The sequence below is a fragment of the Mycolicibacterium aurum genome (genome assembly GCF_900637195.1).
Classification (GTDB): Bacteria; Actinomycetota; Actinomycetes; order Mycobacteriales; family Mycobacteriaceae; genus Mycobacterium; species Mycobacterium aurum.
On the sequence record NZ_LR134356.1, the window covers coordinates 1,401,132 to 1,420,637 of the forward strand.

Below are 19,506 nucleotides of genomic sequence, written 5' to 3' on the forward strand. Positions count from 1 at the left end.
TCATGACAGGTACACCGAACAACGCTACGGGCGTGCAGACCCGCAGCTGGATCTTCTACGCCGCACTGCTGATCGTGTTCTGGGGAGTCTGGGGCGCGTTCTCCGCGCTGCCCGCCACCTGGTACGGCTACCCCGACGAGATGATCTACTGCATCTGGGCATTGACGATGATCATCCCGGCCGCGGTCATCCTGCGCGGCCAGCGGTTCGACCGCCGACCCGCTGCCGCGATCTACGGTCTGGTGATCGGGCTCACCGGCGCGGGCGGCCAACTCCTGCTGTTCCAGGCGCTCACCATGGGCCCGGCGTACCTGATCTTCCCGATCGTCTCGATCTCGCCCGCCATCACCGTGATCATGGCGATGGTCCTGCTGCGCGAACGCATCAGCATGCTGGCCGTCGTCGGCGTGGTCTGCGCACTGGCCGCGATCGTGCTCTTCAGCATCACCGGTGGCGACGCCGACGTCTCGACCGGACCGTGGCTGCCACTGGCCATCCTGATCTGCATCGCCTGGGGCGTGCAGGCGTACTTCATGCGCAAGACCGCCACCATCGGCGTCAACGAGGCCACCACGTTCGGCTACATGGCCATCAGCGCGCTCATCCTGATCCCGGTCGCGATCTTCCAGATGGGCGGCCTGCCCCTCGACTTCCCCTGGCAGGCCCCGGTATTGACAGCGGGCACCCAGCTGCTCAACGCGGTGGGCGCCCTCTTCCTGGTGATGGCGCTCAGTCGCGGCAAGGCCACCATCGTGGCACCCACCACCAACGCGCTCGCTCCCGCGCTCACCATCGTCGTCTCGCTCATCGCCTACCAGACCCTGCCCAGCCCCTACGGTGGCATCGGCATCGTGTTGGCCCTGGTGGGCTCGACGCTGATGGTCTACAGCGACGAGAAGCGCGGTGAAGCGCCTACCGCGGCCGTGCTGGACCCGGCCATTGGCAACCCCCACTCCAGGAGCCGCGCGTGAAGCCCACCATCGTCATCATCGGAGCGGGCAGCGTCGAATTCACCCGCGAACTCCTCGGCGACATCCTGTCGTTCCCCGAACTCGGCTCGGTGCGGGTCGTCCTCCACGACATCGACGACGAGCGTCTCCAGACCGCGGAGGCGATCGTGCGCGCCACCGCGCGGACGGCGGGCGCGTCGCCCGAGGTCGTGTCGACCACCGATCGTCGCCGCGCGCTCGACGGTGCCGACTACGTGATCAACGTGATCCAGGTCGGCATGCACGAGGCCACGCTGCGCGACTTCGAGATCCCGGCGAAGTACGGGCTGAACCAGACCATCGCCGACACCATCGGGGTGGGCGGAATCTTCCGCGGGCTCAGGACTTTCCCGGTGCTGGCCGGCATCGCGCGCGACATGGAAGAGCTCTGCCCGGACGCCTGGCTGCTCAACTACACCAACCCGATGGCGATGAATGTCACCTACCTGCACCGCGTCGCGCCGCGGTTGAAGGTGCTGGGCCTGTGCCATTCCGTCTACTGGACGATGGTCGGCTTGTGCGAACTCGTCGACGTGCCGTTCGACCAGGTGTCCTACTGGTCGGCGGGCGTCAACCATCAGGCGTGGGTGCTGCGGTGGGAGCGCGACGGCCAGAGCCTGTACCCGCTGCTGGACCAGCGCATCGCCGCCGATCCGGAACTGCGCCGGCGGGTGCGTGTCGATATGTACCGGCGGCTCGGGTACTACCCGACCGAGACCAGCGAGCACTCCAGCGAGTACGTCCCGTGGTACCTGCACGACCCCCGCGAGATCGAGCGCCTGCGCATCAACGTCGGCGAGTACGTCTCGATCAGCGAGGCCAACATGGCCGAATATCAGCGGGTGCGTGCCGAACTGACCGACACCGAGACGTTGCCCATCGACACCGGATCCACCGAGTACGCCCCGCAGGTCATCCATTCCCTGGAGACCGGGACGCCGCGGGTCATCTCGGCGAACATCGTCAACGACGGGCTGATCGCGAACCTGCCCGACGGGGTGGCGGTCGAGGTGCCGACGCTGCTCGACTCTCTTGGCGCCCACCCGATGAAGGTCGGCGACCTGCCGGCGCAGTGCGCCGCGCTCAACCGCAGCTTCCTGGGGCCGGTGGATCTGACCGTGCGCGCCGCCGTCGAGGGCGATCCCCGGCTGGTGCGGGCCGCGGCGATGGTGGACCCCAACACCGCCGCCTCCTTGAGCGTCGACCGCATCTGGGAACTGTGCGACGAGCTCACCGCCGCCCACGGCGACCTGCTGCCCGACGAACTGCGTGAAACCCTCTTCACCCCACCTGTCGCCAACTAAGGAGTGCCCACTGTGATTCGACATCGGCTCTGTATCGCATTGCTTGCTGTGCTGGCCTTCGCGCTCACCGCGTGCGGGGGTGGCGGATCGTCGTCGGGCCCCGTCGAGATCGCGGTGTGGCACGGCTACCAGGACACCGAGGGGGAGGTGTTCAAAAGCCTCATCGAGCAGTACAACAAGGAGAATCCCGACGTCAAGGTCAACGAGCTGTACTCCAGCAACGACCTTGTGCTGCAGAAGGTTCTGACCGCAGTGCGCGGCGGCAGCGCCCCCGACGTGGCCTACATGTTCGGGTCGTGGTCGCCGAACATCGCCCAGATCCCGCAGGTCGTCGACATGGCCGACGAGGTCTCCAAGCCGGACTGGCAGTGGGACGACTTCTACCCGGCCGAGCGCGAGGCCGCCACGGTCGGCGACAAGATCGTCGGCGTGCCCGCGCTGGTGGACAACCTCGCGATCGTCTACAACAAGAAGCTGTTCGCCGACGCCGGCATCGCGCCGCCCAGCCCGGACTGGACGTGGGACGACTTCCGTTCCGCCGCAGCCAAACTGACCAATCCGGACACGGGACAGTACGGATTCCTCATCCCCGCCGACGGCAGCGAGGACACCGTGTGGCACTACGTGCCGATGCTGTGGGAGGCCGGCGGTGACATCCTCTCGCCCGACAACGAGCGCGCGGTGTTCAACTCCGAGGCCGGGGTCAAGGCGCTGACGGTGCTGCAGCAGATGGCGGTCACCGATAAGTCGCTGTACCTGGACACCACCAACGAGAACGGCCCCAAGCTGATGAACAGCGGCAAGATCGGGATGCTCGTGACCGGTCCGTGGGATCTGAGCCAGCTGTCCGACATCGACTACGACGTTCAGGTGATGCCGACGTTCGCCGGTTCCAGTGGTGGCCACCAGACCATCGCGGGCCCGGACAACTGGGTCACCTTCGACAACGGTGACGCCAAGAAGCAGGCGGCCATCGAGTTCGTCAAGTGGCTCTCGGCGCCCGAGCAGGTCAAGGCGTTCTCGCTGGGTACCGGCGACCTGCCGATCCGCGAGTCGGTGGGCAAGGATCAGTCCGTGCTGGACACGCTGAACGAGAATGTGCCCGGCACCGGGGTTTTCGTGGAGAACCTGAATAACGTGGAGAAGGTTCGGCCCACCGTCGAGCAGTACCCCGACATCTCCGAGGCGCTGGGGCAGGCCATCGTGGCGGTGATGCTCGGCAAGGAGCAGCCGGCCGCGGCGCTGGACACCGCCGCCAAGGCGGCCGACGCCGCGCTGGCCGAGAAGTAGCCGGACGGGACGGGAAAGTAGGCGGATGCTGGACAGGCTGGGGCGCGTCGGTCGTTCCGAGAACGTGACGGGATGGACGCTGATCAGTCCCGCTGCCGTGCTGATCGGCATCTTCGGGCTGCTGCCGGTGCTGATGTCGCTGCAGCTGTCGTTCCAGCAGTCCGACCTGCTCAGCCCGGAGACGCCGTGGGTGGGGCTGGACAACTACCGCAAGATGGCCGAAGACCCGGTGTTCGTCGAGGCGATCAAGCACACCATCATCTACACCGCGCTGTTCGTGCCCGGCGCCATGGTGGTGGGGCTGCTGATCGCCTCGGCGATGAACCGGTCGGTCCGGTTCATCTCGGTGTACCGGACCGCCGCCTACATCACGATGGCGGTGTCGACGATCTCCCAGGGCATCATCTTCCTGTGGCTCACCGACCGGGATTACGGGCTGATCAACGCGGCGCTGAACGCGGTCGGGGTGCCGTCGCAGCCGTTTTTGGCGTCGCCGTCGCAGGCCCTGTATGTGATCGTGGCGATGACGATCTGGGGCTGGACCGGATTCTCGGTCATCGTCTATCTGGCTGCGCTGCAAGGGGTCCCGGCTGAGCTGCACGAGGCGGCCGCCATCGACGGGGCGCGCCCGTTCACCCGGTTCCGCACCATCACGGTGCCGCTGCTGGGCCCGGCCAACCTGTTCCTGCTGGTGTGGCTCACGATCAACGCGCTGCAGCTGTTCGACGAGGTGTATGTAACCACCCGCGGCGGGCCTCTGCGCGCCACCACGGTGATCGTCTACTACCTGTGGGATCAGGCCTTCGTGCACTTCGACGCCGGCTACGCCGCGGCCATGGCGTACGCGCTGTTCGTGGTCATCCTGATCATCACCGGCGTCCAGTTCCGGCTGGCCCGCAGATACGTGCACAACGCATGACCGCGCCCCGGGTTCGGCTGCCCTTCAGCCCGTGGCACCTGGTGCTCATCCCGATGACGTTCATCCTCGTGGTGCCGCTGCTGTGGATGCTGATCACCTCACTGGAAACCGAAGGTGAGGCCAACCGCTTTCCGCCGGTGCTGTTCCCGGCCAACCCCCGGTTCGAGAACTACTCCGAGGCGTGGGCGGCCGCACCGTTCGGCCACTTCTTCCTCAACAGCGTGCTGGTGACGGCGGTCGTGCTGGTGAGCAACCTGGTGGTGTGCAGCCTGGCCGGCTATGCGTTCGCCCGTATCCGGTTCCTCGGTCGCGGCGCGCTGTTCGTGACGTTGATGGCGACGTTGATGGTGCCGTTCCAGGTGACGATGATCCCGGTGTTCCTGATCGTCAAGTGGTTCGGCGACAACGTGTGGGAAGGCCTGGGCATCAACCACATCGGTGCGTTGATGCTGCCCAACCTGGCGACGGCGTTCGGCATCTTCTTCCTGCGCCAGTTCTTCCAGACGGTGCCGGTGGAGCTCGAGGAGGCCGCCCGGGTGGACGGGACGTCGCGCCTCGGTGTGCTGTTCAAGATCGTGCTGCCGCTGTCGCTGCCCGCGATGTCGACGCTGGCGGCGCTGACCGTGCTGACGTCGTGGAACGACTTCCTGTGGCCCCTGATCGTCATCACCTCACAGGATCAGATGACGATTCCGTTGGGGCTGAGCTATTTCCAGGGCGCCCACCGGGTGAACTGGCCGGTGCTGATGGCGGCCAACGTGATGAGCCTGCTGCCGATGCTGCTGGTGTTCGTCGGGGCGCAACGGTATTTCGTGCAGTCGGTGGCCAGCACCGGAATCAAGGGCTGAGGAGGCAAAGGTCTTGGCAGAAGTCGAGTTTCGGGACGTCACGCGCAGTTACGGCAGCGAGTTGACGGCGCTCAACCGCCTGAACCTGACCGTGGCCGACGGGGAGTTCCTGATCCTGGTGGGACCGTCGGGCTGCGGCAAGAGCACCGCGCTGCGGCTGCTGGCCGGGCTCGACAAACCCACCTCGGGTGAGATCCTCATCGGCGGAAAGTCGGTCACCGGGCTGGGGCCGGGGCAGCGTGACATTGCGATGGTGTTCCAGAACTACGCGTTGTACCCGCACATGACGGTGTACCGGAACCTCGCGTACGGGCTCAAGCAGCGCCGCACGCCGCGCGCGGAGATCGAACGCCGGGTCCGGGAGACGGCCGAGCTGCTGCAGATCGGCGAGCTGCTGGATCGCAAACCGGGTCAGCTGTCCGGCGGGCAACGCCAGCGGGTGGCGATGGGTCGCGCGCTGGTTCGCAAGCCGCAGGCGTTCCTGCTCGACGAACCGCTGTCGAACCTGGACGCCAAGCTGCGCAACCAGGTGAGGGGTGACCTCAAGCGGCTGCATCGAGAGCTTCCGGTGACGTCCATCTACGTCACGCACGATCAGGTGGAGGCCATGACGCTGGGGGACCGGCTGTGTGTGATGGCCGGCGGCGAGGTGCAGCAGATCGGGTCCACCGACGACGTCTACAACCGGCCCGCCAACACGTTCGTCGCCGCGTTCATGGGCAGCCCGCCGATGAACCTGATCGGCGCCGATGTGGTGTCCGGAGTACTGCACGTCGGTGGGGCACCGGTGACCGAGGTTCAGACCGTCGACGGTCCGGTGACCGTAGGTGTGCGCCCGGAACATCTGGTGCTGCACAGCGCGCACGCCGACGGCATGCTGGCGGCCCGGGTCGACTTCGTGGAGCCGCTGGGCAGCCACGTTCTGGTGACCGCGCAGGTCGACGTGCCCGGCGAGTCGCCGGCACGCGTGATCGTGCACGCACCCGCGGGAACCGACCTGGAGCCCGGGCACCGGATCGGCCTGGAGTTGCCGCCCGAGCGTACGTACTTCTTCGACGCCGAGACGGGAGACGCCCGCACCAGCGCCGCACGTATCGCCCTGTGAGCTCGCGCCGGCGCGGCCGATAAGCTGCTCGCGCAACGGCGAACTGAGAGGTGCGGTACTTCACCGATGCAGGCCAAACACTCGCTCGCGCCGGTCGCGACGGTCGCACCACCGCGGTCCCGCCACGATCTGCGCGGTCTCCTGGGCATCTCGGTCGCGCTCGTCGTCGTCTTCCACGTGTGGTTCGGCCGGGTCTCGGGCGGCGTCGACGTCGTCCTGGTGTTGTCCGGGTTCGTCTTCGGCGCCAGGCTGCTGCGGCTGTCGGGCGACGACGGCGCGGCGATCAGACCGGCGGCGGAGCTGGCCCGGCTGGGACGGCGGCTGCTGCCCGCCCTGGTGGTCGTGTTGGCGGCGTGTGCTGCGCTGACGTTGCTCATCCAGCCGCGCACCCGCTGGGAGACGTTCGCCGATCATGCACTGTCGAGCCTGGGCTATCTGCAGAACTGGCAGCTGGCCCAGTCGGCGGGGGAGTACGCCCGCGCGGGCGAGGCGGTGTCCCCGCTGCAGCACCTGTGGTTGATGTCGGTGCAGGGCCAGTTCCTGGTGGCGCTGCTTCTCGTCGTGTGGCTGATCGGTCTCGTGGTGCCTCGGCGGGCGCGGCGTGCGGCGGTCCTGGCCGTGGTGCTGGCCGCGGCGGTCGGCTCCTTCGTCTACGCCGTCGATGCGCACACCGCGGACCAGGCCGGCGCCTACTACGACAGCGTCGCCCGGGCGTGGGAACCGCTGGCGGGGGTCGCGGTGGCGGCGGTGGTCGGCGGCGGGCTGTCGTGGCGCCGCCGGTGGCGAGGCGTGGCGGCGGTGGTCGGGCTGGCCGTGCTCGTGTCGGTGGGTGCGTTCGTCGACGGGGCTCGCGAATTCCCCGGGCCGTTGGCACTGCTCCCGGTGGCGGCGACGATCCTGCTCATCTGCGCCGGTGCCGGCGCGTCGTTGCCCTGGCCGAACCGGGTGCTGGCGACGGCACCGTTCGCGACGCTCGGTGCGCTGGCCTACGCCTGGTACCTCTGGCATTGGCCACTGGTGATCTTCTGGCTGGCCTACACCGACGGCGATCACGCCGGGCTCTCCGACGGGCTGGTCCTCATCGCGGTGTCGGCGGCGCTGGCCTACGCCACCATGCGGTGGATCGAGCGTCCGCTGCGGTACGCCCCGGTGCCGGGCGCGGGCCCCAGCCGCCTGCCGGCACTGGCGCTGGGCGCCACGGTGGTGCTGCTGGCCGTGGTGGTCGCCGCCGGTTCTGTCGGCTGGCGCCAGCACGTCACCGCGGTGCGGGCCAACGGCGCCGAACTGCGCAACCTCTCGCCGATCGACTATCCGGGTGCGCGGGCGTTGATCGAGCAGCGCAAGGTGGCCAAGCTGCCGTTCCGTCCGACGGTGCTGGAGGCCTCCGAAGACATCCCCGCCACCATCGTCGACGGCTGCATCAGCGACTTCGGCAACGCCAGCGTGCGGAAGTGCGACTACGGGGACCTGCGCGCGCAGCGGACCATCGCCCTGGTCGGCGGATCCCATTCCGAGCATTGGATCACCGCGCTGAACGTGCTCGGGCGCCAGCACGGTTTCAAGGTGGTCACGTACCTGAAGATGGGCTGCCCGTTGACCACCGACGAGCTGCCGCGGGTGAGTGTGTCCAACGACCCGTATCCGGGGTGCCGGGACTGGACCGATGCCACGTTGGCGAGCCTGCTCGACGACCGGCCCGACTACGTGTTCATCACCACCACCCGGCCGCGCACCGACAGCCCCGGCGACTTCGTCCCCGACAGCTACCTGGGTATCTGGGATGTGTTCGCGGACAACGGGATTCCTGTCATCGGTGTGCGCGACACTCCGTGGATGTACCGCGACGGGATGATGTTCTCGCCGGTCGACTGTCTGGCCGAGGGCGGCGACGCCGAGGCGTGCGGGCTGCCGCGGTCGGAGGCTTTGGCCGACTACAACCCGACCATGGACTACCTGGACCGGTATCCGGGCATCGTGCCGCTCGATCTCAGCGACGCCGTGTGCGGGCCGGCGTACTGCCGGGCGGTCGAGGGAAACGTGTTGGTCTACCACGACGGTCATCACCTGACGGCGAGCTACGTGCGGACGTTGGCCGGCGAACTCGGGCGCCAGCTCTCCGATGCGATTGGGTGGTGGTGAGCGCAGGCGTTACCCTGGATTGAGCATTTACTCAATCCATCAAGTGAAGGGTCGGGCGGTGGTGCACGGTTTTCTGGCCGGTGACGAGCGGCCGCTGTATGAGATCAAGGCCAACCTGTTCAAGGCGCTCGCCCACCCCGCGCGGATCCGCGTGCTGGAGATCCTGTCGGTCAGCGGGCAGGCCACCTCGGTCAGCGACATCCTGGCGCAGACCGACCTCGAGCCCACGGTGCTGTCACAGCATCTCGCTGTGCTGAAGCGGCACTACGTCGTCAGCTCGGAGCGAGCCGGCAATGCGGTGTACTACCAGCTTGCCCATCCCAAGATCTCGGAGTTGCTGGTGATCGCGCGCGCGTTCCTGGCCGACACCCTGACCGCGCGCCAGGATCAGCTCTCCGCGCTGGCGTCGTTGCCGCCGGTGGCGTCGTCCACGTGACCGTCGAGGCGCTGCGCAACCTGCGGCTGTTGTTGCCGCGCCGGTCCGACTATGCCGAGCTGCCCCGGTCCTGGCGGCGTGATGTGCTGGCCGGGGTCACGGTCGGGGTGGTGGCGTTGCCGCTGGCGCTGGCGTTCGGCATCAGTTCCGGGGCCGGCGCCGCGGCAGGGTTGATCACGGCTGTGATCGCCGGTCTGGTGGCCGCGGTGTTCGGCGGATCGCACGTGCAGGTCTCCGGGCCGACGGGCGCCATGGCGGTGGTGTTGGCACCGATCGTGGCCCAGTACGGCTTCTCCAGCCTGGCGGTGGTGACCGTCGCCGCTGGCCTTCTCGTCGTGGCGGCGGGCGTCACCGGCCTGGGCCGGGCGGTCACCTTCATTCCGTGGCCGGTCATCGAGGGCTTCACCCTCGGGATTGCCGCCATCATCTTCCTCCAGCAGGTGCCCGCCGCCCTCGGCCAGACGGCGCCGCAGGGGGAGCGGCCCCTGGTCGCCGCGGTGGGCGCGCTCGCCGGCGCGCAGTGGTCGACGGCCCGGCCGGCGCTGATTGTCGTCGCCGTAGTGATGGTGTTGATGATCGGGCTGCCGCGATTGCACCGGGCGATTCCCGAGTCGCTGACGGCGGTGATCGTGGCGACCGTGCTCGCCGTCGCCGTGGGTCTGCCCGTCGCCCAGATCGGGGCACTGCCGTCGCACCTGCCCGCACCGGTGCTGCCCGGCGTCGACCTGGCGACGGCGCGGGCGCTGTTCGGCGCGGCCCTGGCGGTCGCCGCGTTGGCGGCCATCGAGTCACTGCTGTCGGCGCGGGTGGCCGCGACGATGTCGCCGACCGGGCCTTACGACCCGAACCGTGAGCTCGTCGGCCAGGGGCTGGCCTCGGTGGCCTCCGGAATGTTCGGCGGGATGCCCGCCACAGGTGCGATCGCGCGCACGGCGGTCAACGTGCGTGCGGGTGCCCGCACCCGGATGTCGGCGATCGTGCACTCGCTGGTGCTGCTGGCGGTGGTCTACGTGGCCGGTGGCCCCGTCGCGGCGATTCCGCTGGCGGCGCTGGCGGCAGTATTGATGGCGACGTCGGTGCGGATGGTGTCGACACCCGTCGTCGTCAGGATCATGACCTCGACGCGATCCGACGCGGCGATCTTCGTGCTGACCGCCGTCGTCACCGTGGCGTTCGACCTCATCGAGGCGGTCGAGATCGGCACCGTGGTCGCGGCGGTGTTCGCGCTGCGCACGGTCGCGCGCCGCAGCAGCGTCACGCGAGAGGAATTGACCGGGCCAGCTCAGCCCGGTGACGAGAAGATCGCTCTCTTACGCCTCGACGGTGCCATGTTCTTCGGTGCGGCAGAACGCATGTCGAGCACCATCACCGACGCCCGGCATCCGGGGGTGTCGGTGGTCATCATCCGGCTGTCGCAGTTGGGGATGCTCGACGCCACCGGTGCCCACACGCTGGCGGAGATCGTCGAGGAACTCGAATCGCGCGGAATCACGGTCATCGTCAAGGGAGTTCAGCCCGAGCACCGAAAATTGCTGGCCGGCATGGGAGTCATCGAGGCATTACGGCACGAGAACCATCTCGTCGATTCGCTCGACGACGCGATCGCCCACGCCCGGAGTCATGTCTGACCGGCGCGAGCCGGGTCAGATCACCAGCCGCCGATGCCGGGGCCACCCGACCAGCGCGGCAGGAACGGAGCGGCCCGGGTGCCGCGCAGCCGGTCGGGCACTGCCCGCTGCGAACCGCGGATCTCGCCCTGGGCGTGCAGGTAGTCGTCGGCGCCGCGGACCTCGCCGAACGTGGCGTCACCGGACACGGTGCCCTGACGGCTGGTGACGGTGCGGTCGGGACGGAGATCATCGGCGGATGCGGTGGCGCTGGAGAATGCGAGCAGTGCGGCCGGAGCGGCGACCAGGGCCGCCCCTGCGACGAGCTTGCGTGCGCGACTGCGACCCCCAGTGGTCTTCGACATTCCCTCACCCTCCCTGAACACTCCCTGTAGGAATGCTGTTGATCACCTGGATGCACTCGACACTAACAGGCAGTGCCCGCCGCGCCAGGCCTTCGCAGCTAACGGGACTATCGCCGAGAGGCGCCAAACGTTACCGGCCCGCCGGTGTCGTCGCGTCGCGCGGGGGGTCTGTGCAGGGCTACGTGGGCGACTCGGCGAAGTCGATGACGGTGTGCCGAATCTGGTTCCCGCCCTTGCGTTTCGCCACGTACATGGCTCGGTCGGAGAGCCGGACGAGGGTCACCACCAGTTCGTAGGAATGCTCCAGGGGCACTGCTCGGATGGTCCCGACGGCGGTGCCGACGCTCGCGGTGACGGCGTAGGGCAGCTCGGCGATCATTTCGCGGAGCTGGGCGGGTAGGTCCGACGCCTCGGGTGTGTCCGCGAGCTCGGCCACCAGGAACTCGTCACCGCCGACGCGGCCGACCAGGGCCTGGTCCTGCACCGTGGTGACGAGTGCCTTGGCCACGGCCAGCAGGGCCTCGTCGCCTGCGCTGTGCCCGTAGGTGTCGTTGAGCGCCTTGAAGCCGTCCAGGTCGACCGTGGTCATGGCCAGATATCGCGCGCCGCGGTTCGACCGCAGCATCGCCTCGATCTGCTGGAACAACGCGCGGCGGTGCAGCAGCCCGGTGAGAGGGTCGCGGTCGGATTGCACGACGTCCCCGCCGAGGGCGTGGACCAGTGACTGGACGCCGAACGGGACGCTGATGTTGACGAGAAGCACCAGGCCGAGCGCGGCGAGGATCAGGGCGGGATCGGCGTCCGCCAGGTCGTGCAGGCTCTGTGCCACGCCGATGTAGCACGCGACCACGACGTTGTAGAGCATGTACTTCGCGCTGTGGAAGCACGCGATCGACACCCCCGTCAGCGCGAACGCGGTGGCGCCGACCACGCCGATCAGCGGGGTCGTCTGCACCTGGCAGAAGACGGCGATGGCCAGGTTGAGTGTCAGAATCAGGATCACCGATTGGCGTTTGGTGGGCCATACGGCGAAGCGCGCCGCGGCGCACCCCGCCATCAAGGCGATCGACGCCCAGCCGAGGGCTCTGTTCAGTGAGCCTGACGGTCCAGCGGCGCTGAGCATGACCGTCACGCAGACCGCCGCCAGTGTCAGGGCCGCCGTCGCGGTGACCATCCTGGCCATCGTCTGCAGCCCTCGCGCCTGCAGATAGTCGGCGAACCAGTCGTAGTGGTCGGACTGCTGCCACCAGTGGCGTAGTCCGTCCACGAACGAGAGCTGAGTCGCCACCTGGAACCACCGCTGTTCGGTTGAGCATCGCCGTCGATGCGACGTCGTGGACGCGACGTCCCCCGGTCGCCGTCCTTCTACCGATGATGCCCTTCCGCACAGGGGGCGTGTTGAAAACGCCGACGGAGCGCGGCGTGCGAGCTATTTCAGCCGGTTCTTGATCCGCGACAGCATCGCCGACATGCCCCGCAGCCGCAGGGGGCTGATCAACTTGGCCAGCCCGAGGTCGGTGTAGAAGTCGTCGGGCACGGCAAGGATGGTCTCGGCCGACTGCTTGTCCAGTCCGGTCGCCAGGATTGCCGCGAAGCCGCGCGTGGTCGGCGCTTCGGCGGGGGCGCTGAAAAACAGCCGCACGTGCTCGCGGTCCGCGGCGTCGACGTGGAGGAACAGCGGCGACTGGCATTCGGGCACCGGCTCCATCGCCGCCTCTTCGAGTTCGGCGGGCAGCGGCGGAAGTTCGTCGGCGAACTCCAGCAGCAGGGCCAGTTTGTCCTGTCCCTCAACGTCTTTGAAGTCTGACACCACCTCGGCCAGGGCGGCCGGCATGCTCATGACTTGGCCGGGGCCTGACCGGGTTCGTCACCGACCGCGACGGGGACGCGCACGGCGTTACCCCACTCGGTCCAGGACCCGTCGTAGTTGCGCACGTTCGACATCCCCAGCAGGTGCGTCAGCACGAACCAGGTGTGGCTGGAACGCTCGCCGATGCGGCAGTACACCACCGTTTTGGGGTCTGGGTCGTCCTGGGTGAGGAAGCCGTAGAGCTCGTCGAGCTCGGCGCGGCTGCGGAAGCGACCGCTGTCGTTGGCCGCCTTGCCCCACGGGATCGAGACCGCGGTGGGAATGTGGCCGCCGCGCAGTGCGCCCTCTTCGGGGTAGTCGGGCATGTGCGTGCGCTCGCCGGTGTACTCCTGCGGTGAGCGGACATCGATCAGCGGCTGGGTGCCCAAAACGTCGAGGACGTCGTCCTTGAACGCGCGGATCGGTGCGTCGTTGCGCTCGACGACGGGGTAGCCGGTGGTCTGTTTGGACGGCACATCCAGGGTGGTGTCGCGGCCGTCGGAGATCCACAGCGTGCGGCCGCCGTCGAGCAGCCGGACGTCGGGGTGGCCGAACAGCGTGAACACCCACAGGGCGTAGGCCGCCCACCAGTTGCTCTTGTCGCCGTAGATGACGACGGTGTCGTCGCGCGAGATGCCCTTGCGGTTCATCAGGTCGGCGAACTGCTCGCCGGTGATGTAGTCGCGCACGTTCGGATCGTTGAGGTCGGTGTGCCAGTCGATCTTCACCGCACCGGGGATGTGCCCGGTGTCGTAGAGCAGCACGTCCTCGTCGGATTCGACGATGGCCAGGCCGGGACGTCCGAGGTTGCCGGACAGCCAGTCGGAGGTGACCAGGCGCTCGGGGTGAGCGTAGGACTGCAGGGCAGGGCTGGGATCGGCAGGTAGCGGCACATGGGCGAGCCTACCGGGGCCACGCCTGCGGGTCTGGGCGCAAGCGTGTCCAGTTCTGCGTGGGGGCAGGCCCGGTCAGAGGTGCGGGGCCTGCTTGATCTGGGTGTCCTGGTTGCCCGCCACCTGGCAGTAGGTGGTGATCGACAGGCGGGTGCCGGTCAGCTCGGCGTTGGCCGGCTCGTTCTTGCCCTCGTCGGTGAGCATCTTCGTGATGGTCTCGTTCTGCTTCTTCTCGTCGAAGCCCGCGAAGTCGCCGCAGGTGGTGTCTCCGCCTTCGTTGGTCACCTCGGCCACCTGGGAGCAGCCGCTGAGCACAGCGATCGAGGAAACAGCGGCCAGCAGAAGAACTTTCGCGCGTGTCATGGGCACCTTGTTGCCCCACTTTCGGCACCGTCAAACGTGCGCGGGTCAGGAGCCGACGATCGCCTGGGGGCTCATGGCGTAGCTGATCACGCACGCGGTGAGCAGAACCAGGGTCGCGACGCCGGCGATCTTGGTGGACAGCTGGACATGGAAGAGGCCGTGCTTCATGTCCTGGCGCGCCTGCATGATCGCGCCGCGACTGGCGTAGCGCAGCGGGTTCTCGATGAAGTGATGGGCCGCGATGGCCAGCCCGAACGTCAGCGTGAGCACGCTCCCGTAGTAGTAGACGTTGGTGTCCATCACGGCCGCGAGCAGCACGATCACGGGCCAGTGCACCAGGTACAGCGAGTAGGAGAGGTCGCCGAGGTAGGTGCTGACCGGGTTGCGCAGAAAAAACTGCAGGTCCGGTTCGCGTCCGACGCCGGCGGCGATGACCAGGGCGGCGCCGGCCACCGGGAGCAGCGCCCAGGGCGCCGGGTAGCCGGCGGCGCCGTCGATGAGGACGAGGCCGGCCGCGATCGCGGCGAGGCCGGCCCAGGAGAGGATCGGCCGTAGCGGGTTGGGCAGGCGGGCGAGCAGTCCCACCGCGGTGGCCAGCAGCGCGCCGACACCGAATTCCCAGACCCGGGTGAGCGTGCTGAAGTACGCCCAGTGCGGCGCCACGATCGTCTCGTAGGTGGCCCAGGCCAATGAGGCGGCGACGATGACACCCAGGATCGCGGCGGTGTTGGCCACCCAGCGGGTGTGACTCCACGCGCCGCGGACCGCGATCAGCGTGATGCCGAGGATCAGCAGCGGCCAGACGACCAGGAATTGTTCTTCGACCGACAGCGGCCAGTAGTGCAGCAGCGGGGACGCGGTATCGATTGCGGCAGACGGGTCGGCGCCGCTGACAGCGAAGTGCCAATTGGCGACGAAGAACAGCGCGAACAGCGCGTCGATTCCGGTGTCGTGGGCGGCGGCGGACGGCAGTACGTACCGGGACGCGGCAAAGGTGAGGAGCAGGACGACGACGGCGACGGGAATGATCCGGCGCAGCCGGTCCCGGTAGAAGTTGCCTAGTGAGGGCGTGCCCGTGTCTCCCGCGGTGCGCAGCAAATTATCGGTGACGAAGAACCCAGCAACGACGAAGAAGATGTCGATGCCGATGAAGCCGCCCCGCGGCCAGCCGACCAGATGGTGTGCCAGCACCGCCAGAATCGCGACCATCCGCAATCCCTGGATATCCAGGCGGTAGTTTGCTCGTTCAGCTCGTCGACGTCGACGTTGCGACGACTCGCGCCATTGATCGACCTTTGTAACCATGTGTTCATGCCCCCCGGCGTGCGTTTGACGATGCAAATAGACGATCGCGTTAGCCTTCGCTATTGTCTCGCGCCGGGCGCAAATGGCAACCGAAAGGTGGTCTACGTCACTTGATAACCGCGAGTTATGACGCTCTCGGCAACGTGCAGGTCAGACTGCGCGGTTGCTGCAGCAATCCTGTTGATGTGCTGCGGGGCGGAGCTAGACCGTAGTGGCGCACTTACGCTGATCAGGAAACGCACGGAGATGGTCCAGCAAAGACGCACCATCTGATGTCTGCGGAATATTGATCATGTTTGAGGAGTGGGCTGTGAAGAACATTGTGGTGGCGACCGCTGCGTGCGGAGTGCTGGCGGGCAGCGTTGCGGGGGCCGGGCCGGCGTGGGCGCATGCCGATGACGGCTTGATCCAGTACAAGGAGCCCAACGCGATGTGGGTGATGCCGGACCTGAAGGACGAGATCCTCTTCACCGCCGAGGCCGACGTTGAGGGCGTGGTCGACAACATGCCGCTGACCTTCAAGGCGCAGGCGCCGAACCACGAGTCGGTGTTCAACCTGGAGGACTGGGTGGTCTGCGGAGAGTCGCCGAAGGCGGGTGCTGCGCTGTCGGCTCAGAAGACGAAGTCGGTGACCCTGCTGGTGGAGCGTCCGGGCGCGGACAACTGCGGGACGTAGCACCTCGGGCAAAGCCCGTGAGCAAATCGTTATCGAAGGGCTGGTGGTTGTCGCCGTGCCCCCACTAGGGTTCTCAGCATGGAGCTCAAGGGGTTTGTGAGGCAGGGGCGGAATGTCGCGCTCGTGGGGGCGGCCGTCGGGGCAGTGGTCGGGCTCACCGCACCTGTGGCGTCGGCGGAGGAAACCGCGGCAACGAGCTGGACGATGCCCGCGCTCAAAGAAGAGGTCTTGCAGAACGCGGTCGATGCCGTGATCGAAGCGGCGGGAGCCGACAACGTCAAGTTCAATATCTACGACCGGGACTACAACCAGGTGGTCTACAACTACACGAACTGGCTCGTCTGCGGACAGTCACCGTCAGCTGACAGCACCGTGAAGATCACCCCCGGGAAGCCGCGCACGGTCACCATGGCGCTCAGTAGGCCGTCCACCGGCTGCTAGTCCCAGTCCCGACGTCGCTTACAGCTGCCAGAGATCCGTGATGGATAGGCCGGTGCGGCGCACCAGTCGGTACACGAGGGGCAGGCTCACGCCGATCACGTTTGACGGGTCGCCCTCGATGCGGTCGATGAACCACCCACCCAGCCCGTCGAGTGTGAACGCGCCGGCAACACCGATGGGTTCACCGCTGTCGAGGTAGCGGGTCAGCTCCCGTTCCGACGGGTTGCCGAAATGCACTGCCGTGCTGCCGGTGTCGCCCTCCGTATGCGTGATGACGCCGCCGGTGAGCCGCAGCAGGGCATGCCCGGTCAGCAGATATCCGGTCGCACCGGCCATTGCCGCCCACTGCCGACGTGCTTCGTCTACCGATCCCGGTTTTCCGCGCAGAGTGTCGTCGAGAAACAGCATCGAATCGCAGCCGAGCACAAGACAATCCGCGGCCAAGTCCTCCGGCAGCTGCGCGGCGACGCTGAGCGCCTTGGCGTTGGCGAGCTTGGCCACGACGGCCTCCGGTGGCAGCTCCGGGTCCAGCGAGGCGATGAGACCGTCTTCATCGACCTCGGAGACGATCACCGTCGGCTCGACGCCCGCCTGGCGCAGAACACGAAGCCGACCCTGTGAGGCGGACCCCAGGACGAAGCGTGTCACCTGGGCTTTCTGCTCTTCGCGCGAGCGCTCATCGCCGCATGTGCATGCGTTCGAGCAGGGTGGTGCGCTGCCAGCTGGTGAAGTCGTAGCGCAGTTTGTCGATCGGATGACCCCACGGGTTGAGTTCCTGGGGGCCGGGTTCGCCTGCGGCGCCGCCACCGGCGCCGGCCAGGACCGTCACCAGCGCGGCGATTTCTTCCAGGCTGGGTTGGCCTTTGACGATCTGGAAGTGCGGGTCCGGTGCCGGCGGGTTGTCGATCGTCATGTCCCGCGGGTCGGAGACCTCGACGATGTCGGCGTCATGGTTCATGGCTGAACGTCCTTGTCTGAGAAGCAGTTCCGGACCGGGGTCAGAGCGGGATGTTGCCGTGCTTCTTGGGTGGGGTCTGGACGACCTTGCGTTCCAGCAGTCGCAGCGCCGTGCCGATGTAGCCGCGCGTGTGCGAGGGCGGAATGACCGCGTCGACGTAGCCGCGTTCGGCAGCGACATAGGGGTTCACCAGAGTGTCCTCATAGGTCTGCTGCAGCTGCAGGCGCAGTGCGTCGACGTCCTCGCCGTTCTTGGCCGCTTCCTTGAGCTGGTTGCGGTAGACGAACCCGACGGCGCCCGAGGCGCCCATGACGGCGATCTGGGCGGTGGGCCAGGCGACGTTGACGTCGCAGCCCATGTCCTTGGACCCCATGACGCAGTACGCGCCGCCGTAGGCCTTGCGGGTGATGACGGTGACCTTGGCGACGGTGGCCTCACCGTAGGCGTAGAGCAGCTTGGCGCCCCGGCGGATGATGCCGTTGTATTCCTGGCCGGTGCCGGGCAGGAAGCCGGGCACGTCGACGAGCATGACGATGGGGATGTTGAAGCAGTCGCAGGTGCGCACGAACCGGGCGGCCTTCTCGGAGGCGTCGATGTCGAGGCAGCCGGCGAACTGGGTGGGCTGGTTGGCCACGATGCCGACGGGGCGGCCGTCGATGCGCCCGAATCCGACGATGATGTTCTGCGCGTAACCTGCCTGGACTTCGAGGAACTCGTCGTCGTCGAGGATGCGGGTGATGACCTCGTGCATGTCGTACGGCTGGTTCGGGGAGTCCGGGATCAACGTGTCGAGCTCGAGGTCTTCCTCGGTGAGGTTCTCCTCGATGGGGCCGGGGTGCGGCGCCGGGTAGCGCGGCGGCTCGGCGTAGTTGTTGGGCGGCAGGTAGGACAAGAGATCGCGGACGTAGTCCAGGGCGTCCTGCTCGCCGGAGGCGACGTAGTGCACGGTGCCGGACTTCGACATGTGGGTGTGGGCGCCGCCGAGTTCTTCCATCGTGACGTCTTCGCCGGTGACGGTCTTGATGACGTCGGGTCCGGTGATGAACATCTGGCTGGTCTGATCGACCATGATGACGAAGTCGGTCAGGGCGGGGGAGTAGACGTGCCCGCCCGCGGCGGCGCCCATGATCAGTGAGATCTGCGGGATGACGCCGGAGGCCTTGATGTTGTTGTGGAAGATGCGGCTGTAGAGGCCGAGGGAGACCACGCCTTCCTGGATGCGGGCCCCGGCGCCGTCGTTGATGCCGATCAGGGGGCGGCCGGTCTTGATGGCCAGTTCTTGGACCTTGACGATCTTCTCGCCGTAGACCTCGCCGAGGCTGCCGCCGAACACGGTCGCGTCCTGGCTGAAGATGCAGACGTCGCGGCCGTCGATGGTGCCGTAGCCGGTCACCACACCGTCGCCGGTGGGGCGGTTGTTCTCCAGGCCGAAATTCTTGGAGCGGTGCTTGGCCAGCGCGTCGAGCTCGACGAACGAGTCGTCGTCGAGCAGGGCCAGGATGCGTTCGCGGGCGGTCAGCTTGCCCTTGGCGTGCACCTTCTCCACGGCCGCTTCGCCGACCGGATGCAGCGCCTCTTCCGCGCGCTTGCGCAGGTCGGCCAGTTTCCCGGCGGTGGTGTGGATGTCGATCTCGTGCTCGGCGGCAGGCTCAGTCACGCTGGTCATAAGTCCTGATGCTAACGGCGCGGGTTGGCCGTGTCGCAGGTGGCCCTTATTAGTCCCTTAGGAATCTCCGCCGCTGAGGGGTCTAGCGGTGACACGCGGACGTCATCGCGCAAATTCGGGTGTGCACGATGCCACCGCAACCTGGGACTTTGTCAGGTCACGAGATCGCCCAAGGGCGGGGTCGGCGTTGCTCAAAATGAGCAATTAGTGTCGGACAACACCCGTTGTCAAACGGTGCGACGAGTTTTTGACGCCGCAAAGAGTGCGCGACGCTGGGCAAAGGCGCCGAAGCTGCGCTAGTGGGCGCGTTACAACGGCGTGTCGCGCCTGGCGTCAAGATTTGCTGGGTGTGT

General features: G+C 67.4%; 20 protein-coding genes. 11 read left to right on the plus strand and 9 right to left on the minus strand.

Going from position 1 to position 19,506, the window contains the following annotated elements; translation table 11 throughout:
* Positions 1 to 2 precede the first annotated feature (2 nt).
* The 9 genes from EL337_RS06800 (at position 3) to EL337_RS06840 (ending at position 10,658) form a co-directional block, all read left to right on the plus strand.
* Positions 3 to 971 (plus strand): DMT family transporter, encoded by a 969-nt coding sequence (locus EL337_RS06800; protein ID WP_048630274.1) that lies wholly within the window; start codon positions 3 to 5, stop codon positions 969 to 971.
* Entirely contained in the window at positions 968 to 2,293 is a 1,326-nt protein-coding gene (gene melA / locus EL337_RS06805) for an alpha-glucosidase/alpha-galactosidase (protein WP_048630275.1), read from the plus strand. The genes EL337_RS06800 and melA overlap by 4 nt, the downstream gene beginning before the upstream one ends.
* Positions 2,294 to 2,305: 12 nt before the next feature.
* Complete coding sequence (locus tag EL337_RS06810; protein WP_048630854.1) at positions 2,306 to 3,583, plus strand: ABC transporter substrate-binding protein; 1,278 nt, start codon at positions 2,306 to 2,308, stop codon at positions 3,581 to 3,583.
* 25 nt (positions 3,584 to 3,608) lie between these two features.
* The gene (locus tag EL337_RS06815) at positions 3,609 to 4,502 is read left to right on the plus strand and encodes a carbohydrate ABC transporter permease (RefSeq protein WP_048630276.1); all 894 of its coding nucleotides are present in this window, start codon (positions 3,609 to 3,611) and stop codon (positions 4,500 to 4,502) included.
* On the plus strand, positions 4,499 to 5,350 hold the full coding sequence (locus tag EL337_RS06820; protein ID WP_109519745.1) for a carbohydrate ABC transporter permease: 852 nt from the start codon (positions 4,499 to 4,501) through the stop codon (positions 5,348 to 5,350). Before EL337_RS06815 ends, EL337_RS06820 begins: the two co-directional genes overlap by 4 nt.
* Before the next feature lie 13 nt (positions 5,351 to 5,363).
* Positions 5,364 to 6,455, plus strand: a complete 1,092-nt coding sequence (locus tag EL337_RS06825; protein WP_048630277.1) for an ABC transporter ATP-binding protein — start codon at positions 5,364 to 5,366, stop codon at positions 6,453 to 6,455.
* A 66-nt stretch (positions 6,456 to 6,521) separates the two neighbouring features.
* Positions 6,522 to 8,594, plus strand: coding sequence for an acyltransferase family protein (locus EL337_RS06830; protein ID WP_048630278.1), 2,073 nt, complete (start codon positions 6,522 to 6,524; stop codon positions 8,592 to 8,594).
* A gap of 58 nt (positions 8,595 to 8,652) precedes the next feature.
* A complete protein-coding gene (locus EL337_RS06835) occupies positions 8,653 to 9,030 on the plus strand; it encodes an ArsR/SmtB family transcription factor (RefSeq protein WP_048630856.1) in 378 nt (125 codons plus the stop codon).
* The gene (locus tag EL337_RS06840; RefSeq protein ID WP_232786683.1) at positions 9,027 to 10,658 is read left to right on the plus strand and encodes a SulP family inorganic anion transporter; all 1,632 of its coding nucleotides are present in this window, start codon (positions 9,027 to 9,029) and stop codon (positions 10,656 to 10,658) included. The genes EL337_RS06835 and EL337_RS06840 overlap by 4 nt, the downstream gene beginning before the upstream one ends.
* Before the next feature lie 20 nt (positions 10,659 to 10,678).
* Here the strand turns inward: EL337_RS06840 and EL337_RS06845 are convergent, their stop codons facing one another.
* From EL337_RS06845 to EL337_RS06870, 6 genes are all read right to left on the minus strand, one after another.
* A complete protein-coding gene (locus tag EL337_RS06845; protein ID WP_048630279.1) occupies positions 10,679 to 11,002 on the minus strand; it encodes a hypothetical protein in 324 nt (107 codons plus the stop codon).
* Between the two features lie 178 nt (positions 11,003 to 11,180).
* Entirely contained in the window at positions 11,181 to 12,290 is a 1,110-nt protein-coding gene (locus EL337_RS06850; protein WP_048630280.1) for a GGDEF domain-containing protein, read from the minus strand.
* Between the two features lie 141 nt (positions 12,291 to 12,431).
* Entirely contained in the window at positions 12,432 to 12,842 is a 411-nt protein-coding gene (locus EL337_RS06855) for a SufE family protein (protein ID WP_048630281.1), read from the minus strand.
* Positions 12,839 to 13,744 carry a sulfurtransferase gene (locus EL337_RS06860; RefSeq protein ID WP_048630282.1) on the minus strand — a complete coding sequence of 302 codons (906 nt, stop codon included), beginning with the start codon at positions 13,742 to 13,744 and terminating at the stop codon, positions 12,839 to 12,841. The genes EL337_RS06855 and EL337_RS06860 overlap by 4 nt, the downstream gene beginning before the upstream one ends.
* Positions 13,745 to 13,819: 75 nt before the next feature.
* Positions 13,820 to 14,107: a hypothetical protein gene (locus EL337_RS06865; protein WP_048630283.1), complete on the minus strand. Its 288-nt coding sequence runs from the start codon at positions 14,105 to 14,107 to the stop codon at positions 13,820 to 13,822.
* Positions 14,108 to 14,152: 45 nt separating this feature from the next.
* Entirely contained in the window at positions 14,153 to 15,316 is a 1,164-nt protein-coding gene (locus tag EL337_RS06870; protein ID WP_232786684.1) for an acyltransferase family protein, read from the minus strand.
* Positions 15,317 to 15,722: 406 nt separating this feature from the next.
* On the opposite strand from EL337_RS06870, the gene EL337_RS06875 reads away from it, so the two are divergent.
* Positions 15,723 to 16,088 (plus strand): hypothetical protein, encoded by a 366-nt coding sequence (locus EL337_RS06875; protein ID WP_232786685.1) that lies wholly within the window; start codon positions 15,723 to 15,725, stop codon positions 16,086 to 16,088.
* Between the two features lie 78 nt (positions 16,089 to 16,166).
* Entirely contained in the window at positions 16,167 to 16,529 is a 363-nt protein-coding gene (locus EL337_RS06880) for a hypothetical protein (protein WP_048630286.1), read from the plus strand.
* A gap of 18 nt (positions 16,530 to 16,547) precedes the next feature.
* Here EL337_RS06880 and EL337_RS06885 read toward each other — a convergent pair whose 3' ends face one another.
* From EL337_RS06885 to EL337_RS06895, 3 genes are read right to left on the minus strand one after another with little or no spacing between them, the layout of a single operon-like run.
* A complete protein-coding gene (locus tag EL337_RS06885) occupies positions 16,548 to 17,177 on the minus strand; it encodes a Maf family protein (protein WP_048630287.1) in 630 nt (209 codons plus the stop codon).
* A gap of 28 nt (positions 17,178 to 17,205) precedes the next feature.
* A complete protein-coding gene (locus EL337_RS06890) occupies positions 17,206 to 17,487 on the minus strand; it encodes an acyl-CoA carboxylase subunit epsilon (protein WP_048630288.1) in 282 nt (93 codons plus the stop codon).
* 40 nt (positions 17,488 to 17,527) lie between these two features.
* Positions 17,528 to 19,153, minus strand: coding sequence for an acyl-CoA carboxylase subunit beta (locus tag EL337_RS06895; RefSeq protein WP_048630289.1), 1,626 nt, complete (start codon positions 19,151 to 19,153; stop codon positions 17,528 to 17,530).
* Positions 19,154 to 19,506: the final 353 nt, after the last annotated feature.

Coding starts and splice junctions, on each gene's coding strand:
- EL337_RS06800 (WP_048630274.1), top strand. CDS start 3: ATGACAGGTACACCGAACAACGCTACGGGCGTGCAGACCCGCAGCTGG.
- EL337_RS06815 (WP_048630276.1), top strand. CDS start 3,609: ATGCTGGACAGGCTGGGGCGCGTCGGTCGTTCCGAGAACGTGACGGGA.
- EL337_RS06820 (WP_109519745.1), top strand. CDS start 4,499: ATGACCGCGCCCCGGGTTCGGCTGCCCTTCAGCCCGTGGCACCTGGTG.
- EL337_RS06830 (WP_048630278.1), top strand. CDS start 6,522: ATGCAGGCCAAACACTCGCTCGCGCCGGTCGCGACGGTCGCACCACCG.
- EL337_RS06845 (WP_048630279.1), bottom strand. CDS start 11,002: ATGTCGAAGACCACTGGGGGTCGCAGTCGCGCACGCAAGCTCGTCGCA.
- EL337_RS06855 (WP_048630281.1), bottom strand. CDS start 12,842: ATGAGCATGCCGGCCGCCCTGGCCGAGGTGGTGTCAGACTTCAAAGAC.
- EL337_RS06865 (WP_048630283.1), bottom strand. CDS start 14,107: ATGACACGCGCGAAAGTTCTTCTGCTGGCCGCTGTTTCCTCGATCGCT.
- EL337_RS06870 (WP_232786684.1), bottom strand. CDS start 15,316: ATGGTCGCGATTCTGGCGGTGCTGGCACACCATCTGGTCGGCTGGCCG.
- EL337_RS06880 (WP_048630286.1), top strand. CDS start 16,167: ATGGAGCTCAAGGGGTTTGTGAGGCAGGGGCGGAATGTCGCGCTCGTG.
- EL337_RS06890 (WP_048630288.1), bottom strand. CDS start 17,487: ATGAACCATGACGCCGACATCGTCGAGGTCTCCGACCCGCGGGACATG.
- EL337_RS06895 (WP_048630289.1), bottom strand. CDS start 19,153: ATGACCAGCGTGACTGAGCCTGCCGCCGAGCACGAGATCGACATCCAC.